This window comes from Paenibacillus sp. WLX1005 (assembly GCF_046603685.1).
In the GTDB taxonomy this organism is placed as follows: Bacteria; Bacillota; Bacilli; order Paenibacillales; family Paenibacillaceae; genus Saccharibacillus.
This window is the reverse complement of the sequence record NZ_CP176756.1, coordinates 5,339,456-5,355,825: the sequence shown is the minus strand read 5'-3', so window position 1 is coordinate 5,355,825 and position 16,370 is coordinate 5,339,456. Positions and strand designations below refer to the sequence as shown.

Sequence of the window (16,370 nt, the reverse complement as noted above, 5' to 3'; positions counted from 1 at the left end):
ATAGCAGGATGAAGGTGCAGCAGAGTTACTTCGTGCCTGTTATCCATTCTCAATCTGTTCCTTGTTTGGTTCGACAATATCGTCTTGTTCAACAATATCGTCGTATTCGATACATCGTCTCCTACTGAACAGCATTACACGTCATGAATGCTGCATATAGGTGGATTCGCAGGAAGGAGTGCAAAAACAGGAATGGGTGCAAAATAAATAACCCAAGCCTTTTGCAGCAAGGCTTGGGTTGAACAAGGTAGACTTAGAAACACATACAGAAATATACAAACCATAGAGAAACATACGAAATGTAGAGAAACATAGAGAACGTAGAACACAGCAGAGCAACATGGACAATGTAGAGTAGATCGACATCATAACCCGCACGATCATCCGTCCGGGTTATAGTGATCGCCCGTATTAGCTGTCTCGTGCTTCGTCGCGTTCTCGATTACGGCGCTCCCATGATTCTTGGTACACGCTGCGGCGAAATTGCAGGATGGGATCATCCGACAGCTCCATCCCTTGCGCAATCATCGTCGGGTCCATTACGAGATCATCCGGTTCCTCTGTCTGTCCGGTGATGGTCAGTTGACCGATGGCTATCCGTTGTCGCTGCTTGGGCCACACTACGGTTGGATCTTCAGTCGGATCATCTGGCTCTCCTAGTACGATGTACAGTGTAAACACCGCCGGGTGTTGGTGCAGCCGTTGCTCCATTTCCTGTTCCAGATAGTCGTCGTCTTGCTGACGCGCTTCATTTACAGATAGATGCTCTGCTCCTGCTTGCGGCTCCCATTCAAACCGTACTGGTTGTGCAGTCTGCTCCGCACGCGTCAGCAGATAGGCATGAATGCAATAATACGGCACGGTGGCATAACTGCGCGGTGGGCGTAGCTTTTGCAGATAGCGCAGACTGTCCTTTGCTTCGCCAAAATGCTGCGCCATCTCTGCCAGTATCTCTGTCCAGCTCGCTTGCCCTGCACGAACTTTGCGGGCAAACGTGATCATATCCATAAACGAAGCTGGCGTACGGGCAAAAAATACCGGCACCGTCACACCTACCAGACAGCTATATTGCCCATCTGGCAGCGCGAAACGGACAGCCATGCCTTTGGCAGGTGATTGCAAATCGGCAAATACCGGATTCGTCGAGCTGCCGGAGAAGCGCACGATGGCTTCTGTCTCCATCTGCTGCAAATGCAGTGCGTCTGTCCATGCAGCAGCTTCGCCGTTTGCAGCGAACACAGCACGATAGCATTGCCCGCTTGCATGCGCGCGGCGATAGCCCGGATGAATGCCGCTCAATTGCTCCAGCTCATCGACGGCACGCACGCTTAACTGATCTCCGTGTCCGGTATGATGCGCATCAGCAAAGCGCGATTGTGACGGATCTACAGGCTGATCGGTAGCGGAAGTTGTAGTGTGTTTGGATAAAGGAAGCTTCATGATAGGACACCTCGCTCGTATAAAGGGTTTATTGTACACCCATTACCCGAACGGGATATCCTTCAAGCCACTGGGTTTTCTCAAACCGATCCATTTTATCCTGTCATACACTCGGTAATGCAATCGGTAAGACAACCTGTAATGCAATCCGTAATATGCTCTACCGTGTAACGTGTAATATGCAGTACTCAGCCCGGATGCTCTCCGGTGAAATTCGTCACAAATGCGGATAGTCGTAGCATTTTCTCCATATCGACAGCAGAGACAGGCTTGCTAAACAGATAGCCCTGCATTTCGTGACAGTGAATCTGTTGTAACATCGTTGCCTGCTCATTACTCTCTACGCCTTCGGCAATGACATTCATATTCAGATTGCGCGCCAGATTCACAATCGAGCTGATGATGAGATGATTCGCCTGACTGCTGCCCAGACGGCTGGTGAATTCGCGGGCGATTTTCAACTTATCGACCGGGAAGTTTTCCAGATAGGCAAGTGAGGAATAACCAGTCCCAAAATCGTCAATCGAGATGGACACACCGAGCTGCTTGAGTGCTTTTAGCTTGATGATCACATTGTTAATGTTGCTCATTGCCATCGACTCGGTAATTTCCAGATCGATATAGGCAGGATCAACGCCAGTTTGTTGCAAAATGCGAGCGACAGTGGCGATAAAGTGTTCTTGCTCAAACTGCTGGGCGGATAGATTGACACCGATCTTGATCAGATAGCCTTCGTCTTGCCAGCGTTTAGCTTGCATACATGCTTCGCGCAGCACCCACTCGCCAATCGGAATAATCAAGCCTGTCTCTTCCGCGACCGGGATAAAGTCGCCCGGCATGATCATGCCCATCTCCGCATGTTTCCAACGAATCAATGCTTCTACACCGATCACTTTGCCCTGCGCCGCATCGATCTGCGGTTGATAGTGCAGAACGAGTTCATTGCGGTATAGCGCTTGACCGAGTTCTTTTTCGAGCATTAGCTTTTTGGAGTAGAGCTGATCGTTTTCGTTGTAGAAACGATAATGACCTTTGCCGTTCTGTTTTACTTGATACATAGCAATATCTGCTTTTTTCATCAGCGTTACGGCAGAATCGTCGTCGCCTGGATATACAGCAATCCCGATACTTGGCGTCGCCATAATCTCAAACCCGTTAATATAATGCGGTTCACTCATGCTATCCAGAATGCGCTGCGCTACCGTTGCCGCTTCATTCTCCTCACGCATATGCCGCAAAATCAAGGTGAATTCGTCGCCACCGAGACGAGCGATAATATCGTTCTCGCGCACACAACGCTGCAAACGCTGCGCTACTGAACGGAGCAGATGATCACCGACGTCGTGACCGAGCGTATCGTTAATATTTTTGAACCGATCCAGATCGATAAACAGGATGGAGAAAATCTCATGCTGCGAGCGTGCACTGTTCACGGTATCGCTCAGCCAGTCTTCAAAGGCGGCACGGTTCATCAGCCCAGTTAACGGATCATGGTAGGCGAGGAATTTGATTTTTTCTTCGTTCAAGCGGTTCTCGGTAATGTCCTTGGCAATGCTGTAGATGCCGACAATCTTGTCGTTCACCAGAATCGGAATATAGGTCATACGGACATGGAAGAATTCACCCATATGGCTGCAAATGGTCGTTTCGTAGATTTGCGGCTCGCCCTGCTTCACCTTCTCGATATAATCATACGCGATAGGCACTTGGTCATCGGTAATAAACGAACATGCACGATAACCAATCAATTCCTGCTCGCTTAATCCGTACAGACGTACCGCTTCTGGATTAGCACTCTCGATTCGACCGTCCAGACTGAGCGAGACGATGGCGTCTGGATGATATTCGACAATAGACTTGTAGCGATTTTCACTTGTTGCCAGTTCCTGCGTCTTATCATACAAGCTACGAACGAGCCGATGATTTTCCAGTAAAATAATAAGCTGACGTGCCAGCACGAGCAGAATAGCGATACCTGTTCCAATCGCCAGTACATACATACGATCTGGGCGCGTTGTCATGAACAAGAATAACGCTACGATACCGACATACGGCAACAGCAAGCGGGCAAAGTCAATTCGTGGTACATTGGCTTCACTCACAAGCGCGGGATCGCCGTTCTCTGTTTTGTGCAAAATACCTGCAAAGCCTACGAGCAGAAGACCAGCGATAAACAGCGGATCAGAGCGACTGCCAGAATAATACTCATCCATAGAGATCAGATACAGAAACAGTGTATCACCGAATACCTGCACCAGCAGACCGAGTGTGATCATAATAATCACGCGATTGGATAGTGTGCGCTGAATGCTGAAATACAGACTGGCGGCTCCGGCAACCAGTCCCAGATCGGTAACGGCATACGCAACAGATAGCAGTGTCGTTGCCGACAGCTCGCCCGGTCCTTCCGCGCCAAACATAGAGCGCAGCAGAAAGTGCCAGCTAAATGTGCACAGCACAGTCATGATGATCAGAATATCCAGTACTAGCCGAATCATGGGGAAGCCCTTTTTGTCATGGTTCAGCTTATAAAAAAAAGCCGCCATATAGAAGAATACTTGCAGCATGTAGAATAAGTCGGAGTAACCGGGAAAGGGGACGGCGACATGTTGGATGTTCTCATAATACATCCAGATCATTTCGGCGATCAGATAACATAAGCTGCCCAGCGAGATGAGCAACCAGAAGATACGATGTCGATCGCGGCTGTGCTTCCAGGTGTTGAATAACCAGCAAGTTGCGATGAACGATCCGCTGACGGACAGCATATTGCCGCCAAGCGTGCGGAGCAGGTCGTTATCGCTCCATACGTTGATCCAAACATAATAGAATATAGTAAACAGGACGATAAAGGACAGCAGTAACGGTTTCCAATTGTGAGCCTGTCTAGGCATGTGTAATCCCTCAAGTTTAAATTATTTTAGTTAATATTACCCAAAAAATAGCATCATATACCTATGTTTCGACATAAATTTTATAGGTCTAAAGATTCAATAGCTTAGGCAGTTAATAATACGCCATTTTGAATAGAATTGAAATACATAATCATGCAAATCCAACTTTTATTTTCAAAAAATTTTATTTTAGGGTTTTGACAGGATTTGCAGAGAGAGAAACGAAGAACGTGAACAGGCATTACATAACGATAAAAAGGCACAATGTTGACTACCCGAAATTACATGCTGTCATTATCATTCAAGGAGGCATACGATATGAATTCATCGTTTATTGCGGCAGGTTATGTTAGTGATCGGCATCTGCCGGTCATTGCGGAAAAGGAATTGCAGCGGCTAACTCATATGAATATTGCATTTGGTCATGTAAACGAAGCGCAGATTGTTACCCAGCATTTGCAGCATCTGAATGAACTGGAACGTATTCGCGCTGTGCATCCATCGTTGTCGATACTGCTGTCGGTGGGAGGATGGAGTGCTGGAGGGTTTTCCGAGGCGGCAGCGACGGCGGAGGGGAGACAGCGGATGGCAACGTCAGCGGTAGAAGCTGTAGTCACTCATAGTCTGGACGGTATTGATCTGGATTGGGAATATCCGAGCTATGGCGTAGCGGGGATCGCCTACAGTCAGGAAGACCGCCATAACTTTACGCTGCTGTTATCAGGTATACGGGTAGCGCTGGATCAGCAGGGCGCAGAGGATGGACGTCATTATTTGCTGACGATTGCGGCGGGCGCGGATCAGTATTATATCGACGGCACGGAGATGGAGCAGGTACAGCAATACGTCGATTTTGTACAGCTGATGACGTATGACATGAGAGGCGGCTTTCAAATATTGACCGGGCATCATACGAATCTGTATACGCCAGATGGCGATCTGTTCCGCATCAGTGTGGATGCGTCGGTACAGCTATTTCAGCGAGCCGGTGTCCCAGCCCACAAAATTGTCATCGGAGCTGCCTTTTACTCGCGTCAATGGGAGCATGTGCCGGACATCAACCATGGTCTGCATCAGATGGCGGCGGGATCAGGCGGATACGGACCGGAATATACGGAATTGGTGGCGGAATATATCAACGTCAATGGATATGTGCGCTACTGGGATGAACAGGCGCAGGCACCGTATTTGTACAATGGTTCGACCTTCATTACGTACGATGATGAACAGTCGATTACAGCAAAATGCCAGTATATTGTAGATCATGGTTTGGCGGGTATGATGTTCTGGGAATACGGCTGCGATCAAACCCAGCGGTTGCTGCACGCGATGGCAGATGGACTATCTGAATCCCCTTCCTGAGCATGCAATCTAAATGCCATCCTGAAAATAAGCGAATATGCGATGAAAACCCTGATTTCCGCTTACAAAACTGTGGTATTTCATGATATGGGATTGTATAATCGAACAGAACATACCGCATGAACCGGTGCTTCCGGGGCATGAAGCGGATTATTTTACAGATGAAAGAGGGGCTGGGGATGGCAGGAAAAAACGGGCTATCCGTTAAAACAATTGTAGCGATCGGGATTGGTTCGGCATTGTTTGTCATTCTGGGACGCTTTGCTTCGATTCCAAGCTTTATTCCGGATACCAATATCGAGACGACGTATGCGCTGCTGGCGCTGTTCGCTCTATTGTACGGACCGTGGGCGGGGCTGCTGATCGGTCTGATCGGGCATACGCTCAAGGATGCGATCTTTTACGGCTCGCCGTGGTTTAGCTGGGTTATTGCTTCGGCAGTATTCGGTCTGATCGTCGGGTTGCTGACACGCCGCATCGGCATTGCGGATGGCGAATTCGGAACGCGCGAGATTATTACGTTTAATGTGTCGCAGTTGATCGCCAATATCGTCTCATGGCTGATCGTAGCACCGGTGCTGGATATTCTGATCTACTCCGAGCCAGCTAACAAAGTATTCGTGCAAGGTGTAGGCGCGATGGTCTCCAATACGGTGTCTGTTGCCATTATCGGCACACTGCTGGCGCTTGCTTATGCCAAAACAAGAACAAAACGTGGCAGTCTGACACGCGAATCATAAGAGAATGCTTGCACAGACCGTGGATTCAGGGTTGAATCCGGCGCTGTGCGGGTGTTACAGTAAGTTCAGGACCGGTGGGAGCCACCGGTCTTTTTTATTTCAATCTTTCATCATAATGATCACGATGACGACTTCATTATATAAGCTCATCTGACGATGTTGGTGATATGAGCTGTAACAGATATAGCGTTATTCCCGGTATGAAACCACATCACCGGTTATCGCAAGCCGGGAGGAAGGAAAGGCATGAGAAAACCTGTTATTGAGTTTGACCAGTTTAGCTTTCAATACCGTGCCCAGTCCGAACCGACGCTGCATGAGATCAATTTGACGATTTATGAAGGAGAAAAGGTGCTGATTGTCGGTCCTTCTGGTTCTGGCAAAAGCACCCTGTCCCACTGTATGAACGGGCTGATCCCTTTTCTATATGAAGGCGAGATCAGCGGCACGCTCAAAGTGAACGGACAGCTGTCATCCGAGCTAGGTATTGCCGAGCTATCTGACCGTGTAGGTACCGTATTGCAAGACCCGGATGGGCAGTTTGTTGGGCTAACCGTTGCCGAAGATATTGCCTTCAAGCTGGAAAATGACGATGTGCCGCAGATTGAGATGATTCGTCGTGTCTACGACGCAGCGGAAACGGTAGAGTTTGCCGAGTTTCTGGACTATTCCCCGCATTCGCTATCCGGTGGGCAAAAGCAGAAGACAACGCTTGCTGGCGTCATGGTTAGCGACGCGGATATTTTGCTGTTCGACGAGCCGCTTGCGAGCCTTGATCCGCATACCGGTCAATTGACGGTAGAGCTGATTGACCGCATCCATCAAGATACTGGCAAAACGATCATCATCATTGAGCATCGATTGGAGGAAGTGCTCCATCGTCCTGTTGATCGCATCATTGTCGTCAACGAAGGACGAATCGCCGCCGATCTGCATCCGGCAGAGCTGCTCAGTAGTAACTTATTACGTGAAACAGGCATCCGTGAGCCACTGTACCTGAACGCACTGCGTTATGCAGGCGGTCAGATTGAACCGAATGTGCAGCCGCAGCATATTGACGAGCTGGTGCTCGACACATATATTGAACCACTGCACCGCTGGTATGACAGCATTATCGCTGAACCGTCCCCGCTGTTAGAGACGGCAGCGCTCGAAGTGAAGCAGGTTTCTTTTGGTTATGACACCAGCAATCCCATCTTGCACGATGTCTCATTCCGCATCGGCAAAGGCGAGATCGTCTGCATCGCTGGACGCAATGGAGCAGGCAAGTCGACCATTTCACGGCTGATCTGTGGCTTTTACAAACCGAATGCCGGACAGATTCTGTTGAACGGACGCGATCTACGAGGCGATACGATCAAGGAACGCGCCGATATAATCGGCTTTGTGATGCAAAATCCGAACCATATGCTGTCCAAGCCGCTGTTGTACGACGAGGTAGCGCTTGGTCTACGCACACGCGGCGTGAGCGAAGAGGAGATCACCAAGCGTGTGCACGATGTACTCAAAGTGTGCGGATTGTACCCGTTTCGCAGCTGGCCTGTCTCTGCACTCAGTTATGGGCAAAAGAAACGCGTAACCATCGCGTCCATTCTCGTGTTACAGCCAGAGATTCTCATTCTGGATGAGCCAACTGCCGGACAGGATTTCCGCCATTACAACGAAATGATGCAATTTCTCCAGCAATTGAATGCGCAAGGCATGACGATCATTATGATTACGCACGATATGCACCTGATGATGGAGTATGGACAACGCGCAATCATTATGGCAGACGGCAAAAAGATCGCCGACGATACACCAGCACGTATTTTGACCCAGCCTGAGATTGTGGCAGCGGCGCATCTGATGGAAACATCGCTGCACCGATTATCCGTACGCGCGGGCATCGGCGATCCGGCTGAATTTGTCGGTCGCTTTATCGCTTATGACAGGGGGCTACGTCCGTCATGAGTGCCAAAATGTTAACGTATACGAATCAGAATACGCCGATTCATCGACTAACTGGGGTAAGCAAGCTGATCTTCTTCGTCTTATGGGCGCTGACGGCGATGATTATTTACGATACCCGCTGCCTGCTGGCGATGTTCGTGATCGCGATCATCATCTTTGCGATGTCCAAGGTGCCATTTGCTACGTATTCGTTTGTACTGTATCTGATCCTGATCTTTTTCGTGTTTAATCAGATTGCGATCTTCCTATTCTCGCCGCTGTATGGGGTAGAATTGTATGGAACAAGGCACGATATTGTGCATCTGTTCTGGCGGTATACACTGACGTGGGAGCAGTTATTTTACCAGTTTAATGTGGCGCTGAAATATGCCGTCGTTGTGCCGATTGGACTGCTGTTCCTACTCGTGACCGATCCGAGCGAATTTGCTTCATCGCTGAATAAGATCGGTATCAGCTACAAAGTATCGTACGCTGTTGCCATCGCGCTGCGTTACATTCCCGATATCCAGCAGGATTTTCAAAATATCTCCTTCTCCGCCCAAGCACGCGGCATCGATATCTCACGCAAGGAGAAGCTGGGGAAACGTTTGAAAAATATCGTTTCTATCCTGCTGCCACTCATTCTGACTAGTGTGGAGCGGATTGAGAAGATCAGCACTGCGATGGAGCTAAGAGGCTTTGGTCGGAAGAAGAAACGCTCGTGGTACAAGGCACGTCCGTTCCGCAAGGGGGATTATGTCGCGCTGGGGTTGATCGTGGTTATTACGGTCGTGAGCTTTGCGGTGACATTTGCGGATGGTTCGAGGTTTTATAATATTTTTAAATGATACAGTCATTGTCTCGATATAACAAAAAGCCGGATGGATATGCTCCTGTTGAGGAGGTATCCATCCGGCTTTTGCTATTTGCTGGTATTTGCTTTTGACATACGACTTCAATATCCAGTCGTTATGAATTACATATTACGGCTTGCTGGACGTGGAATCTGGTTGGTGGTAGCCATTTGATTCAGGAACAGCAGCAGTTCTTCATTGAATTTTTCCATTTCATCGAACATCATCGCGTGACCGCTACTTTCAAACGGTACGACGCGCGCATCGGTGATGCTTTCGCTCAACAGTTGGGCGAATTGTGGATCACAAATTTTATCCTTCATACCTTGGAAAATAACGGTCGGAACATTTATGGCAGACAGGTCGCCGCGCAGATCTTCATCACGCAATGCCATTGCCGCTTTGATCGTACCGTGGTGGGACGCTTGGTAGCATAACGTTTCGAGCCATACCATCATACCGGCTTTCGTTTTACTTTTCGTAAATTTCAGACCGAATTGACCGAGCATTTTTGGACGATCCTCATAGGTAGCTTCGATCAGGTCGGCAGTCAGATCATCCGCGTCCATCAGACCATAGTCAAAGTCTGGACGTTTGACGAATACCGGAGCTGCTGCACCCATCAGAGCGAGCTGTGCAATACCGTGTCCTTGGTGACGAGCCATATAACGAATCGCAACCGCGCCGCCCATGGAGAAGCCTGCCAATACCGCATTTTCGATACCTAGATCATCGATCACCGCGCGCAGATCGTCTGCCATCCGGTCGTAGGTATAGCCTTCCCACGGCGCATCGGATTTACCAAAACCGCGGAAATCGATCCCAATACATCGATAGCCATCAAGCGGTAGTCTGGAAAATTGATACTCAAACATCAGATGATTCGCTGGCCAGCCATGCAGGAAAATAACCGGAATCCCTTCGCCAATATCCTGTACAAAAATCTTCACGCCGTCTTCTACTTGAACGTACTTACCCATGTGAATCGCCTCCATTTGTCATTTGGTTATTCGTGATGTATTCAATAGAACGACTGTAATGTCGGATAGTCCGCAGTTATAAAAGGTACTGCTTTATCACGCTGGTAATACATTAAACACTTCAGTTTCTAAGCAAACCTAGCTAACTCTATTAAATTGTTGTGACATGATTTGATGACGCAATACTCGTCTACAAGTGTCTTCAGTTCCTTGGCTCCGTCTAGTTTTACCAGAGTCTGTCCCTTCATCCTATGGGAACCGCTGCATACATTTGTTTTCTTCCAACGGATTATGTTCCATTCTAGTCATATAGCATCTAATCTGGGTACAACATTATTAGTAAATTCATTGGAAGCGTACATCCAGTGAAGCGAATCCGAATGATCGTATTCAGAAACACAATCATCATTCATCGCATAGGTAACATACACAGACAAGTTCATAGGGGGTTAGGCAAATGAAATGGCAGGGTAGACGGGAAAGTGGGAATGTAGAGGATCGGCGCGGAATGGGTGGTAAAACGCTGGTCGGCGGCGGAATTGGCGGAGTGATTGTCATCGTCATCGTTCTGCTGCTTGGTGGGAATCCGGCGAGCTTGCTAGGCGGGATGGATTCAGGCACAGCGACGCAGACGGCGGGCAATTATCAAGGCACAGAGCAAGAGGAGCAGCTGGCGGACTTTGTATCGGTGGTGCTGGCGGATACCGAGGATGTATGGGGCGATGTGTTTAAGCAGCAGGGGCTAACGTATACCGATCCGACGTTAGTAATTTATAGTGGCAGCGTGCAATCTGCATGTGGTACGGCGAGTTCGGCAGTAGGTCCTTTTTATTGTCCGGGTGATCAGAAGCTGTACATCGATCTGAGCTTTTACGATGAATTGAAGCAGCAATTCCAAGCACCGGGCGATTTTGCGATGGCGTATGTTGTTGCGCATGAGGTTGGTCACCATGTGCAGAACTTGCTAGGGACGATGGAGAAGATCGAGCCATATCGTCAGAAGCTGAGTGAAAAAGAATTTAACACGCATTACCAAGTGCGGCTTGAGTTACAGGCGGATTATTACGCTGGGGTCTGGGCGCACTACGAACAGGGCAAAAACCTGCTGGAGCAGGGCGATCTGGATGAAGCATTGACGGCTGCGAGTGCAGTTGGCGATGATACGATCCAGCAAAAAGCGCAGGGCTATGTAGTACCAGACAGCTTTACGCACGGTACGTCCGAGCAGCGCAAGCGCTGGTTTAACAAAGGCTTTGAATCGGGTACGATTGCAGGTGGCGATACGTTCAGTGTGAGCGATAGTAATCTGTAAGCGAAGTCGATATACTTGGTCAGCAACGAGCAACGAGCAACGAGCAACGAGCAACGAGCAACGAGCAACGAGCAACGAGCAACGAGCAACGAGCAACGAGCAACGAGCAACGACAGTTCTGGCGCGTTGTTCATCCAGTCGCAGCTAACTTCATGAACTTGGCGGTTCCGATTCATCTGCTGTTTACACAGTTCTGCTACGCTGAACTTGGGTGCGGCGGTGCATCTGGTATATGATAAAGAGAAAGCCCGCATCCCTACACAGAAAAGGGCATATTCGGCAAAATGATCAACCGAGGAGTGGAGTCATGAACAACATACGTCTCAAAAGCAGTTTGGATCGGGAAAGTCTGGATGACCGCCTGCAATACGAACCGGAAATTATGGAGTTATATTTGCGCCCGGATGATTTGCAGCAGGAGCAATTGATCCGCGAACGCATTCGCGAACTGAAAGGGCTGGGCATGGATGTGTATTTGCATCATCCGAGCCGTTACAATAGACGATTTCTCGATATTATGAGTACCGACGAAGAGATGTACCGCTACTACCGGGAATCGACGCGTCAGTTGGTGAACATTTGCGTGGAGGAAGGTAGCAAATGCGTCATTCACGCCAACTATTTGCACAGTGAGAATAATGAAATTTCGCGTGAGCGCAGCATTGCTCTGCGCGAAGAAATCGCCAAGCTGCTAGACAATGGCGGGCGCGAGGTGCTGTTGTGGGAGGATTCCACAGAGGGATTGTTCTGTTACGCCAATCCATATCTGATCGACGAGGTCATTATTCCGCTTAATCTGCCAGTCAATGTGGACGTAAGTCATACGTTTATTAGCTTCCGCGGCGACAATGCACAATTGCAGGAAGTGCTGGAGCGTACAGCGCCATATGCGGTGTATTACCACCTTGTAGACAGTATGGGGCAGTTTCACGATTCGCTGCCGCTTGGCCAAGGATTGATCGACTGGCAGATGGTGAAGCGACTGGTGCAGGGGAAGGCGTACATTTTTGAGATTAACTTGGAGGGCGGACATATTGATTGTACGCCGATGGTGGAAAGTGCGCGTTATTTTGACAGTTTGGAAGTGTAAATGATTGTACAGAATGAGAAGTAGACATAAATAAATCTTTATTACGTGTTAAAATGACGTTTATATGATATTATATTGATGAGATAGAGAGCATTCGGTGGAGCGATCACGGTGCAGCCTTCGACGAGGAGGTGATGCCATGATCGCACTTGTTCTAATTGAATTTGTGGATGTATTGAAGGGAGTTGCTGCTTCTCTAAGTATTTTGCTTAGCGGACGTAAGCTCTATAGAATCATTCGTCGTAAATTCAAAGACAAAAAAGAACCCACCGAATAAAGGTTGACAGCCTTCGGTGGGTTCTGCACATGAGAAGATTATTCAAGTGTGCTGCGCGCCGTGGTTTCCCCGGCTTTCTGTCCTATAACCCTGCCGTTGACGCGGCGGGGTTATTTCGTTATCGATGGACAAGAACACCGTCTAATCGATATTGTATGGTAACAGTATATACCCGAAAAGAATAAGATTCAACAGAAAACGGAAAAATAGCACGTAAAAAAGTAATATTTGCTTAGTCAGAAAACACAATATCCCATAAAACATAAAAATAATGAAATCACGCATTATGACAAATAGTGCTGGCATTGCTCCATGTCGGTATGTAAGCGCCTCCCGTATAGTGAAGGTACATTCCACATTTCAAGGAGGCGATCCATCGTGAACAAGATTACGTTTATTGGAGCGGGAAGTACGGTGTTTGTACGTAATGTGCTGGGTGATATTATGCTGACTCCGGCATTGCAGGGCTTTGAATTGGCACTATACGATATCGATCATCAGCGGCTGCAAGAATCGGAGACCCTGCTTCATGCCATGCAAACAACAGCAGGAAGCACTTGCGTCATTCGCTCGTATACTGACCGTCGTCAAGCGTTGTCTGATGCCAAATACGTCATCAATGCAATTCAGGTTGGCGGATACGATCCATGTACGATTACCGATTTTGAAATTCCAAAAAAGTACGGGTTGCGCCAAACGATCGCAGATACGCTCGGTATTGGCGGTATTTTCCGTAATCTGCGCACGATTCCGGTTATGCTGGACATTGCGGCGGATATGCGGGACGTATGCCCGGATGCGTGGTTCCTGAATTATACCAATCCGATGGCGGTGCTGACGCAGGTGATGAATACAGCGGGCGGCATCAAGACGGTGGGCTTGTGTCACAGTGTGCAGCAGTGTGTACCGGGGCTGTTCCGGTCGCTGGAGATGGATGATACCGGTGTGCAGGCGAAAATTGCCGGGATCAATCATATGGCGTGGTTGCTAGAAGTGACGCGCGATGGCGAAGATTTGTATCCTGAGATTAAGCGCCGTGCGGCAGTGAAGCAGCAGGAGAAGCATGAGGATATGGTGCGTTTTGAATTAATGCACCGATTTGGCTATTATGTGACCGAGTCGTCGGAGCATAATGCGGAATACCATCCGTATTTTATCAAGCAGCGTTACCCGGAGCTGATCGAACGCTTCAATATTCCGCTGGACGAATATCCGCGCCGCTGCGTGAATCAGATCAGAGAATGGGGCGAGGTGCGGGATGGTCTGATGCAGAGCGAAGCATTGGAGCATACGCGCAGTCTGGAATATGCTTCGTACATTCTGGAAGCGATGGAGACGAATATTCCATTCAAAATCGGTGGCAATGTGATGAATAACGGTCTGATTACCAATCTACCGCAGGATGCGTGTGTGGAAGTACCGTGTCTGGTAGACGCTTCTGGCATTCAGCCAGTGCATATCGGTGCGTTGCCGCCGCAGCTAGCAGCATTAAACCGCACCAATATTAACACCCAGCAGTTGACGATTGAAGCAGCACTAACAGGCAAACGAGAGCATGTATACCATGCGGCGCTACTTGATCCGCATACCGCAGCGGAATTGTCGATCGACGATATCGTATCGCTGTGCGATGATCTGATCGAAGCACATGGCGACTGGTTGCCGGTATTCCGCAACTACGATACATGGAAGATTCCACAGCCCGTCCATTTCACGACCAAATAAATCTTGTGCACAGCAAGGCTATGTAGTAGCGTAGGGTACTTTACATGGAATCCATCTCATTGGCGAGATTGTGCAGATGAGACACGACGTATTCCTGATCCATCCAATAATATACTTCCTGTCCAATCTTCTCATAGCTGACAATATCAGCATCTTTTAGAATGCGTAGATGATGCGAGATGGCGGGACGGCTAACGTGAAAGTTAGAGGCAATCTCGCCTACATTCATTCTGCCTTTGCGTCCGAGCAGCGACAGGATGTGCAGACGTACCGGATCAGCCAGTCCGTTTAGAAAACGAGTCGTTTTGTTACGATTTTGTGCGTTGAGATAGGAAGAGTTCATGGGCAATGTCTCCTAATGTAGAATCGTTGGCGAATGAGAGTGCACACTTGGGTTATACGTTATTACACGAAACAAGGGCTTGCTATGGATGATAACATCCTGCCGAATGATCTGATCGTCGTACAGAATGGCAGGATCATGATCAGGCGTATGCATGTATTGTAAAGGAATTTCCAGCTACTTCAAAATATCCTCCAGCGTGCGCTCCAGTCTGCCGAATCGGAACATAAAGCCTTCTTTGACTAGCCGATTGGGCACGACCCAGCGGCTTTTTAAGATGAGTTCGGTTTCGGTGCGAATCATGGCTGCGCCCATTTCTAACATCCAGCGCGGAGCAGGCATGCCGATGAATTTGTGCATGTTCTGACGTAACAATGCCATCAGTTCGCCGTTAGTAACTGGGTTCGGTGCGGAGCAGTTGAAGATGCCGTCCAGCTGCTTGCGATCCCGTAGGAAAAGGATGATTCCCAGCAGATCCTCAACATGAATCCAGCTGAAGCGCTGTTTGCCTGAACCTTGCTTGCCACCAAGTCCGAAGCGTACGAGATTGCGATACGGCGTCATGACTCCGCCGCCCGGTCCTAGTACGATGGCGATACGTAGCGCAATCTGGCGAGTATGCGGCAATTTGAATTCGAAAAATGCCTGTTCCCACGCCTTCGCTACCTCAACGGAGAAGCCAGTGCCGATCTCGCCTGCCGTCTCGGTCATCGGACGATCTTCGGCATGGCGGTAAATGGTTGCCGTGCTGGAGTTGAACCAGAGCGGTGGTGGGGAGTAACAGCTCTGCATCGCATGACCAAGCGCACGCGTCGTTTCTAAGCGGGAATTCATAATCTCGCGTTTGTTCTTCTCATTGTATCGACAATTGACCGATTTGCCTGCCAGATTGATTACCATCTGCGCCCCGTCCAGCGCACGGACGATGCCTGGCTGATCGTGCCACGACACATGACCCGGACGACGCGAGATGATAATTACTTCGTAACCCATATCAAGAAAGCGCTTTTCAAAATACTGACCGATAAATCCTGTGCCGCCAGCAAGCACGACTTTGTTGCTCATGGTACCAGCTCATTTCCTAAGGATTGGTGAAATCTGATCGCAAAGCGTACACTTGTCGTCTATAGGGAACTCAATAATGGAACTCGGCAAAGGATGAAATACCCAATAGCATAGGATGCACACGATAAACCGATTGGACAGTAACATAACAGCCATCTTACTTATTTATAAACCATTCCCAATGCCATGATTGAAATATTTGTAAAAACACAACGCAAGAAGCAGATGCGTTCTCGTTCAAATGGCACAGGCTATGTTATCATCAGTACCCATTCGCCGACTGCTATAGGGGTTGGATGTTCTTGACAGTCGGAAGGATGGTGTGTAGAGTAGGAGGCAGTCAAACAGACTGCGTT

Annotated in this window: 13 protein-coding genes; 8 read left to right on the top strand and 5 right to left on the bottom strand. The window is 48.8% G+C overall.

Features of this window, described 5'->3' with window-relative positions; translation table 11 throughout:
* Positions 1 to 411: 411 nt before the first annotated feature.
* Together ACE3MZ_RS22905 and ACE3MZ_RS22900 are read right to left on the bottom strand one after the other, a co-directional pair.
* On the bottom strand, positions 412 to 1,440 hold the full coding sequence (locus ACE3MZ_RS22905; protein ID WP_411344376.1) for a catalase family peroxidase: 1,029 nt from the start codon (positions 1,438 to 1,440) through the stop codon (positions 412 to 414).
* Between the two features lie 188 nt (positions 1,441 to 1,628).
* Complete coding sequence (locus ACE3MZ_RS22900; RefSeq protein ID WP_411344375.1) at positions 1,629 to 4,334, bottom strand: DUF4084 domain-containing protein; 2,706 nt, start codon at positions 4,332 to 4,334, stop codon at positions 1,629 to 1,631.
* 318 nt (positions 4,335 to 4,652) lie between these two features.
* Between ACE3MZ_RS22900 and ACE3MZ_RS22895 the strand changes: the two genes are divergently transcribed.
* The 4 genes from ACE3MZ_RS22895 to ACE3MZ_RS22880 all read left to right on the top strand — a co-directional run bounded on the left by ACE3MZ_RS22895 (position 4,653) and on the right by ACE3MZ_RS22880 (position 9,216).
* A complete protein-coding gene (locus ACE3MZ_RS22895) occupies positions 4,653 to 5,696 on the top strand; it encodes a glycoside hydrolase family 18 protein (RefSeq protein ID WP_411344374.1) in 1,044 nt (347 codons plus the stop codon).
* A gap of 179 nt (positions 5,697 to 5,875) precedes the next feature.
* On the top strand, positions 5,876 to 6,436 hold the full coding sequence (locus ACE3MZ_RS22890) for an ECF-type riboflavin transporter substrate-binding protein (protein WP_411344373.1): 561 nt from the start codon (positions 5,876 to 5,878) through the stop codon (positions 6,434 to 6,436).
* Positions 6,437 to 6,682: 246 nt separating this feature from the next.
* A complete protein-coding gene (locus ACE3MZ_RS22885) occupies positions 6,683 to 8,389 on the top strand; it encodes an ABC transporter ATP-binding protein (protein ID WP_411344372.1) in 1,707 nt (568 codons plus the stop codon).
* Positions 8,386 to 9,216: an energy-coupling factor transporter transmembrane component T family protein gene (locus tag ACE3MZ_RS22880; protein ID WP_411344371.1), complete on the top strand. Its 831-nt coding sequence runs from the start codon at positions 8,386 to 8,388 to the stop codon at positions 9,214 to 9,216. The genes ACE3MZ_RS22885 and ACE3MZ_RS22880 overlap by 4 nt, the downstream gene beginning before the upstream one ends.
* 128 nt (positions 9,217 to 9,344) lie before the next feature.
* On the opposite strand, the gene ACE3MZ_RS22875 is transcribed toward ACE3MZ_RS22880, so the two are convergent.
* Positions 9,345 to 10,202 carry an alpha/beta fold hydrolase gene (locus ACE3MZ_RS22875; protein WP_411344370.1) on the bottom strand — a complete coding sequence of 286 codons (858 nt, stop codon included), beginning with the start codon at positions 10,200 to 10,202 and terminating at the stop codon, positions 9,345 to 9,347.
* A 457-nt stretch (positions 10,203 to 10,659) separates the two neighbouring features.
* On the opposite strand from ACE3MZ_RS22875, the gene ACE3MZ_RS22870 reads away from it, so the two are divergent.
* The 4 genes from ACE3MZ_RS22870 (at position 10,660) to ACE3MZ_RS22855 (ending at position 14,606) form a co-directional block, all read left to right on the top strand.
* Complete coding sequence (locus tag ACE3MZ_RS22870) at positions 10,660 to 11,514, top strand: neutral zinc metallopeptidase (protein ID WP_411344369.1); 855 nt, start codon at positions 10,660 to 10,662, stop codon at positions 11,512 to 11,514.
* A gap of 307 nt (positions 11,515 to 11,821) precedes the next feature.
* Positions 11,822 to 12,604, top strand: coding sequence for a TIM barrel protein (locus ACE3MZ_RS22865; protein WP_411344368.1), 783 nt, complete (start codon positions 11,822 to 11,824; stop codon positions 12,602 to 12,604).
* Between the two features lie 139 nt (positions 12,605 to 12,743).
* The gene (locus ACE3MZ_RS22860; protein ID WP_411344367.1) at positions 12,744 to 12,881 is read left to right on the top strand and encodes a hypothetical protein; all 138 of its coding nucleotides are present in this window, start codon (positions 12,744 to 12,746) and stop codon (positions 12,879 to 12,881) included.
* Positions 12,882 to 13,259: 378 nt separating this feature from the next.
* Entirely contained in the window at positions 13,260 to 14,606 is a 1,347-nt protein-coding gene (locus ACE3MZ_RS22855; protein WP_411344366.1) for an alpha-glucosidase/alpha-galactosidase, read from the top strand.
* A gap of 40 nt (positions 14,607 to 14,646) precedes the next feature.
* Here ACE3MZ_RS22855 and ACE3MZ_RS22850 read toward each other — a convergent pair whose 3' ends face one another.
* A complete protein-coding gene (locus ACE3MZ_RS22850; protein ID WP_411344365.1) occupies positions 14,647 to 14,949 on the bottom strand; it encodes a metalloregulator ArsR/SmtB family transcription factor in 303 nt (100 codons plus the stop codon).
* A 177-nt stretch (positions 14,950 to 15,126) separates the two neighbouring features.
* Complete coding sequence (locus ACE3MZ_RS22845) at positions 15,127 to 16,014, bottom strand: TIGR01777 family oxidoreductase (protein WP_411344364.1); 888 nt, start codon at positions 16,012 to 16,014, stop codon at positions 15,127 to 15,129.
* Positions 16,015 to 16,370 lie beyond the last annotated feature (356 nt).

Bases quoted from the DNA above. Each gene is read 5' to 3' on its own strand.
- ACE3MZ_RS22905 (WP_411344376.1), bottom strand. From the start codon at position 1,440: ATGAAGCTTCCTTTATCCAAACACACTACAACTTCCGCTACCGATCAG.
- ACE3MZ_RS22900 (WP_411344375.1), bottom strand. From the start codon at position 4,334: ATGCCTAGACAGGCTCACAATTGGAAACCGTTACTGCTGTCCTTTATC.
- ACE3MZ_RS22895 (WP_411344374.1), top strand. From the start codon at position 4,653: ATGAATTCATCGTTTATTGCGGCAGGTTATGTTAGTGATCGGCATCTG.
- ACE3MZ_RS22890 (WP_411344373.1), top strand. From the start codon at position 5,876: ATGGCAGGAAAAAACGGGCTATCCGTTAAAACAATTGTAGCGATCGGG.
- ACE3MZ_RS22885 (WP_411344372.1), top strand. From the start codon at position 6,683: ATGAGAAAACCTGTTATTGAGTTTGACCAGTTTAGCTTTCAATACCGT.
- ACE3MZ_RS22880 (WP_411344371.1), top strand. From the start codon at position 8,386: ATGAGTGCCAAAATGTTAACGTATACGAATCAGAATACGCCGATTCAT.
- ACE3MZ_RS22875 (WP_411344370.1), bottom strand. From the start codon at position 10,202: ATGGGTAAGTACGTTCAAGTAGAAGACGGCGTGAAGATTTTTGTACAG.
- ACE3MZ_RS22870 (WP_411344369.1), top strand. From the start codon at position 10,660: ATGAAATGGCAGGGTAGACGGGAAAGTGGGAATGTAGAGGATCGGCGC.
- ACE3MZ_RS22865 (WP_411344368.1), top strand. From the start codon at position 11,822: ATGAACAACATACGTCTCAAAAGCAGTTTGGATCGGGAAAGTCTGGAT.
- ACE3MZ_RS22860 (WP_411344367.1), top strand. From the start codon at position 12,744: ATGATCGCACTTGTTCTAATTGAATTTGTGGATGTATTGAAGGGAGTT.
- ACE3MZ_RS22850 (WP_411344365.1), bottom strand. From the start codon at position 14,949: ATGAACTCTTCCTATCTCAACGCACAAAATCGTAACAAAACGACTCGT.
- ACE3MZ_RS22845 (WP_411344364.1), bottom strand. From the start codon at position 16,014: ATGAGCAACAAAGTCGTGCTTGCTGGCGGCACAGGATTTATCGGTCAG.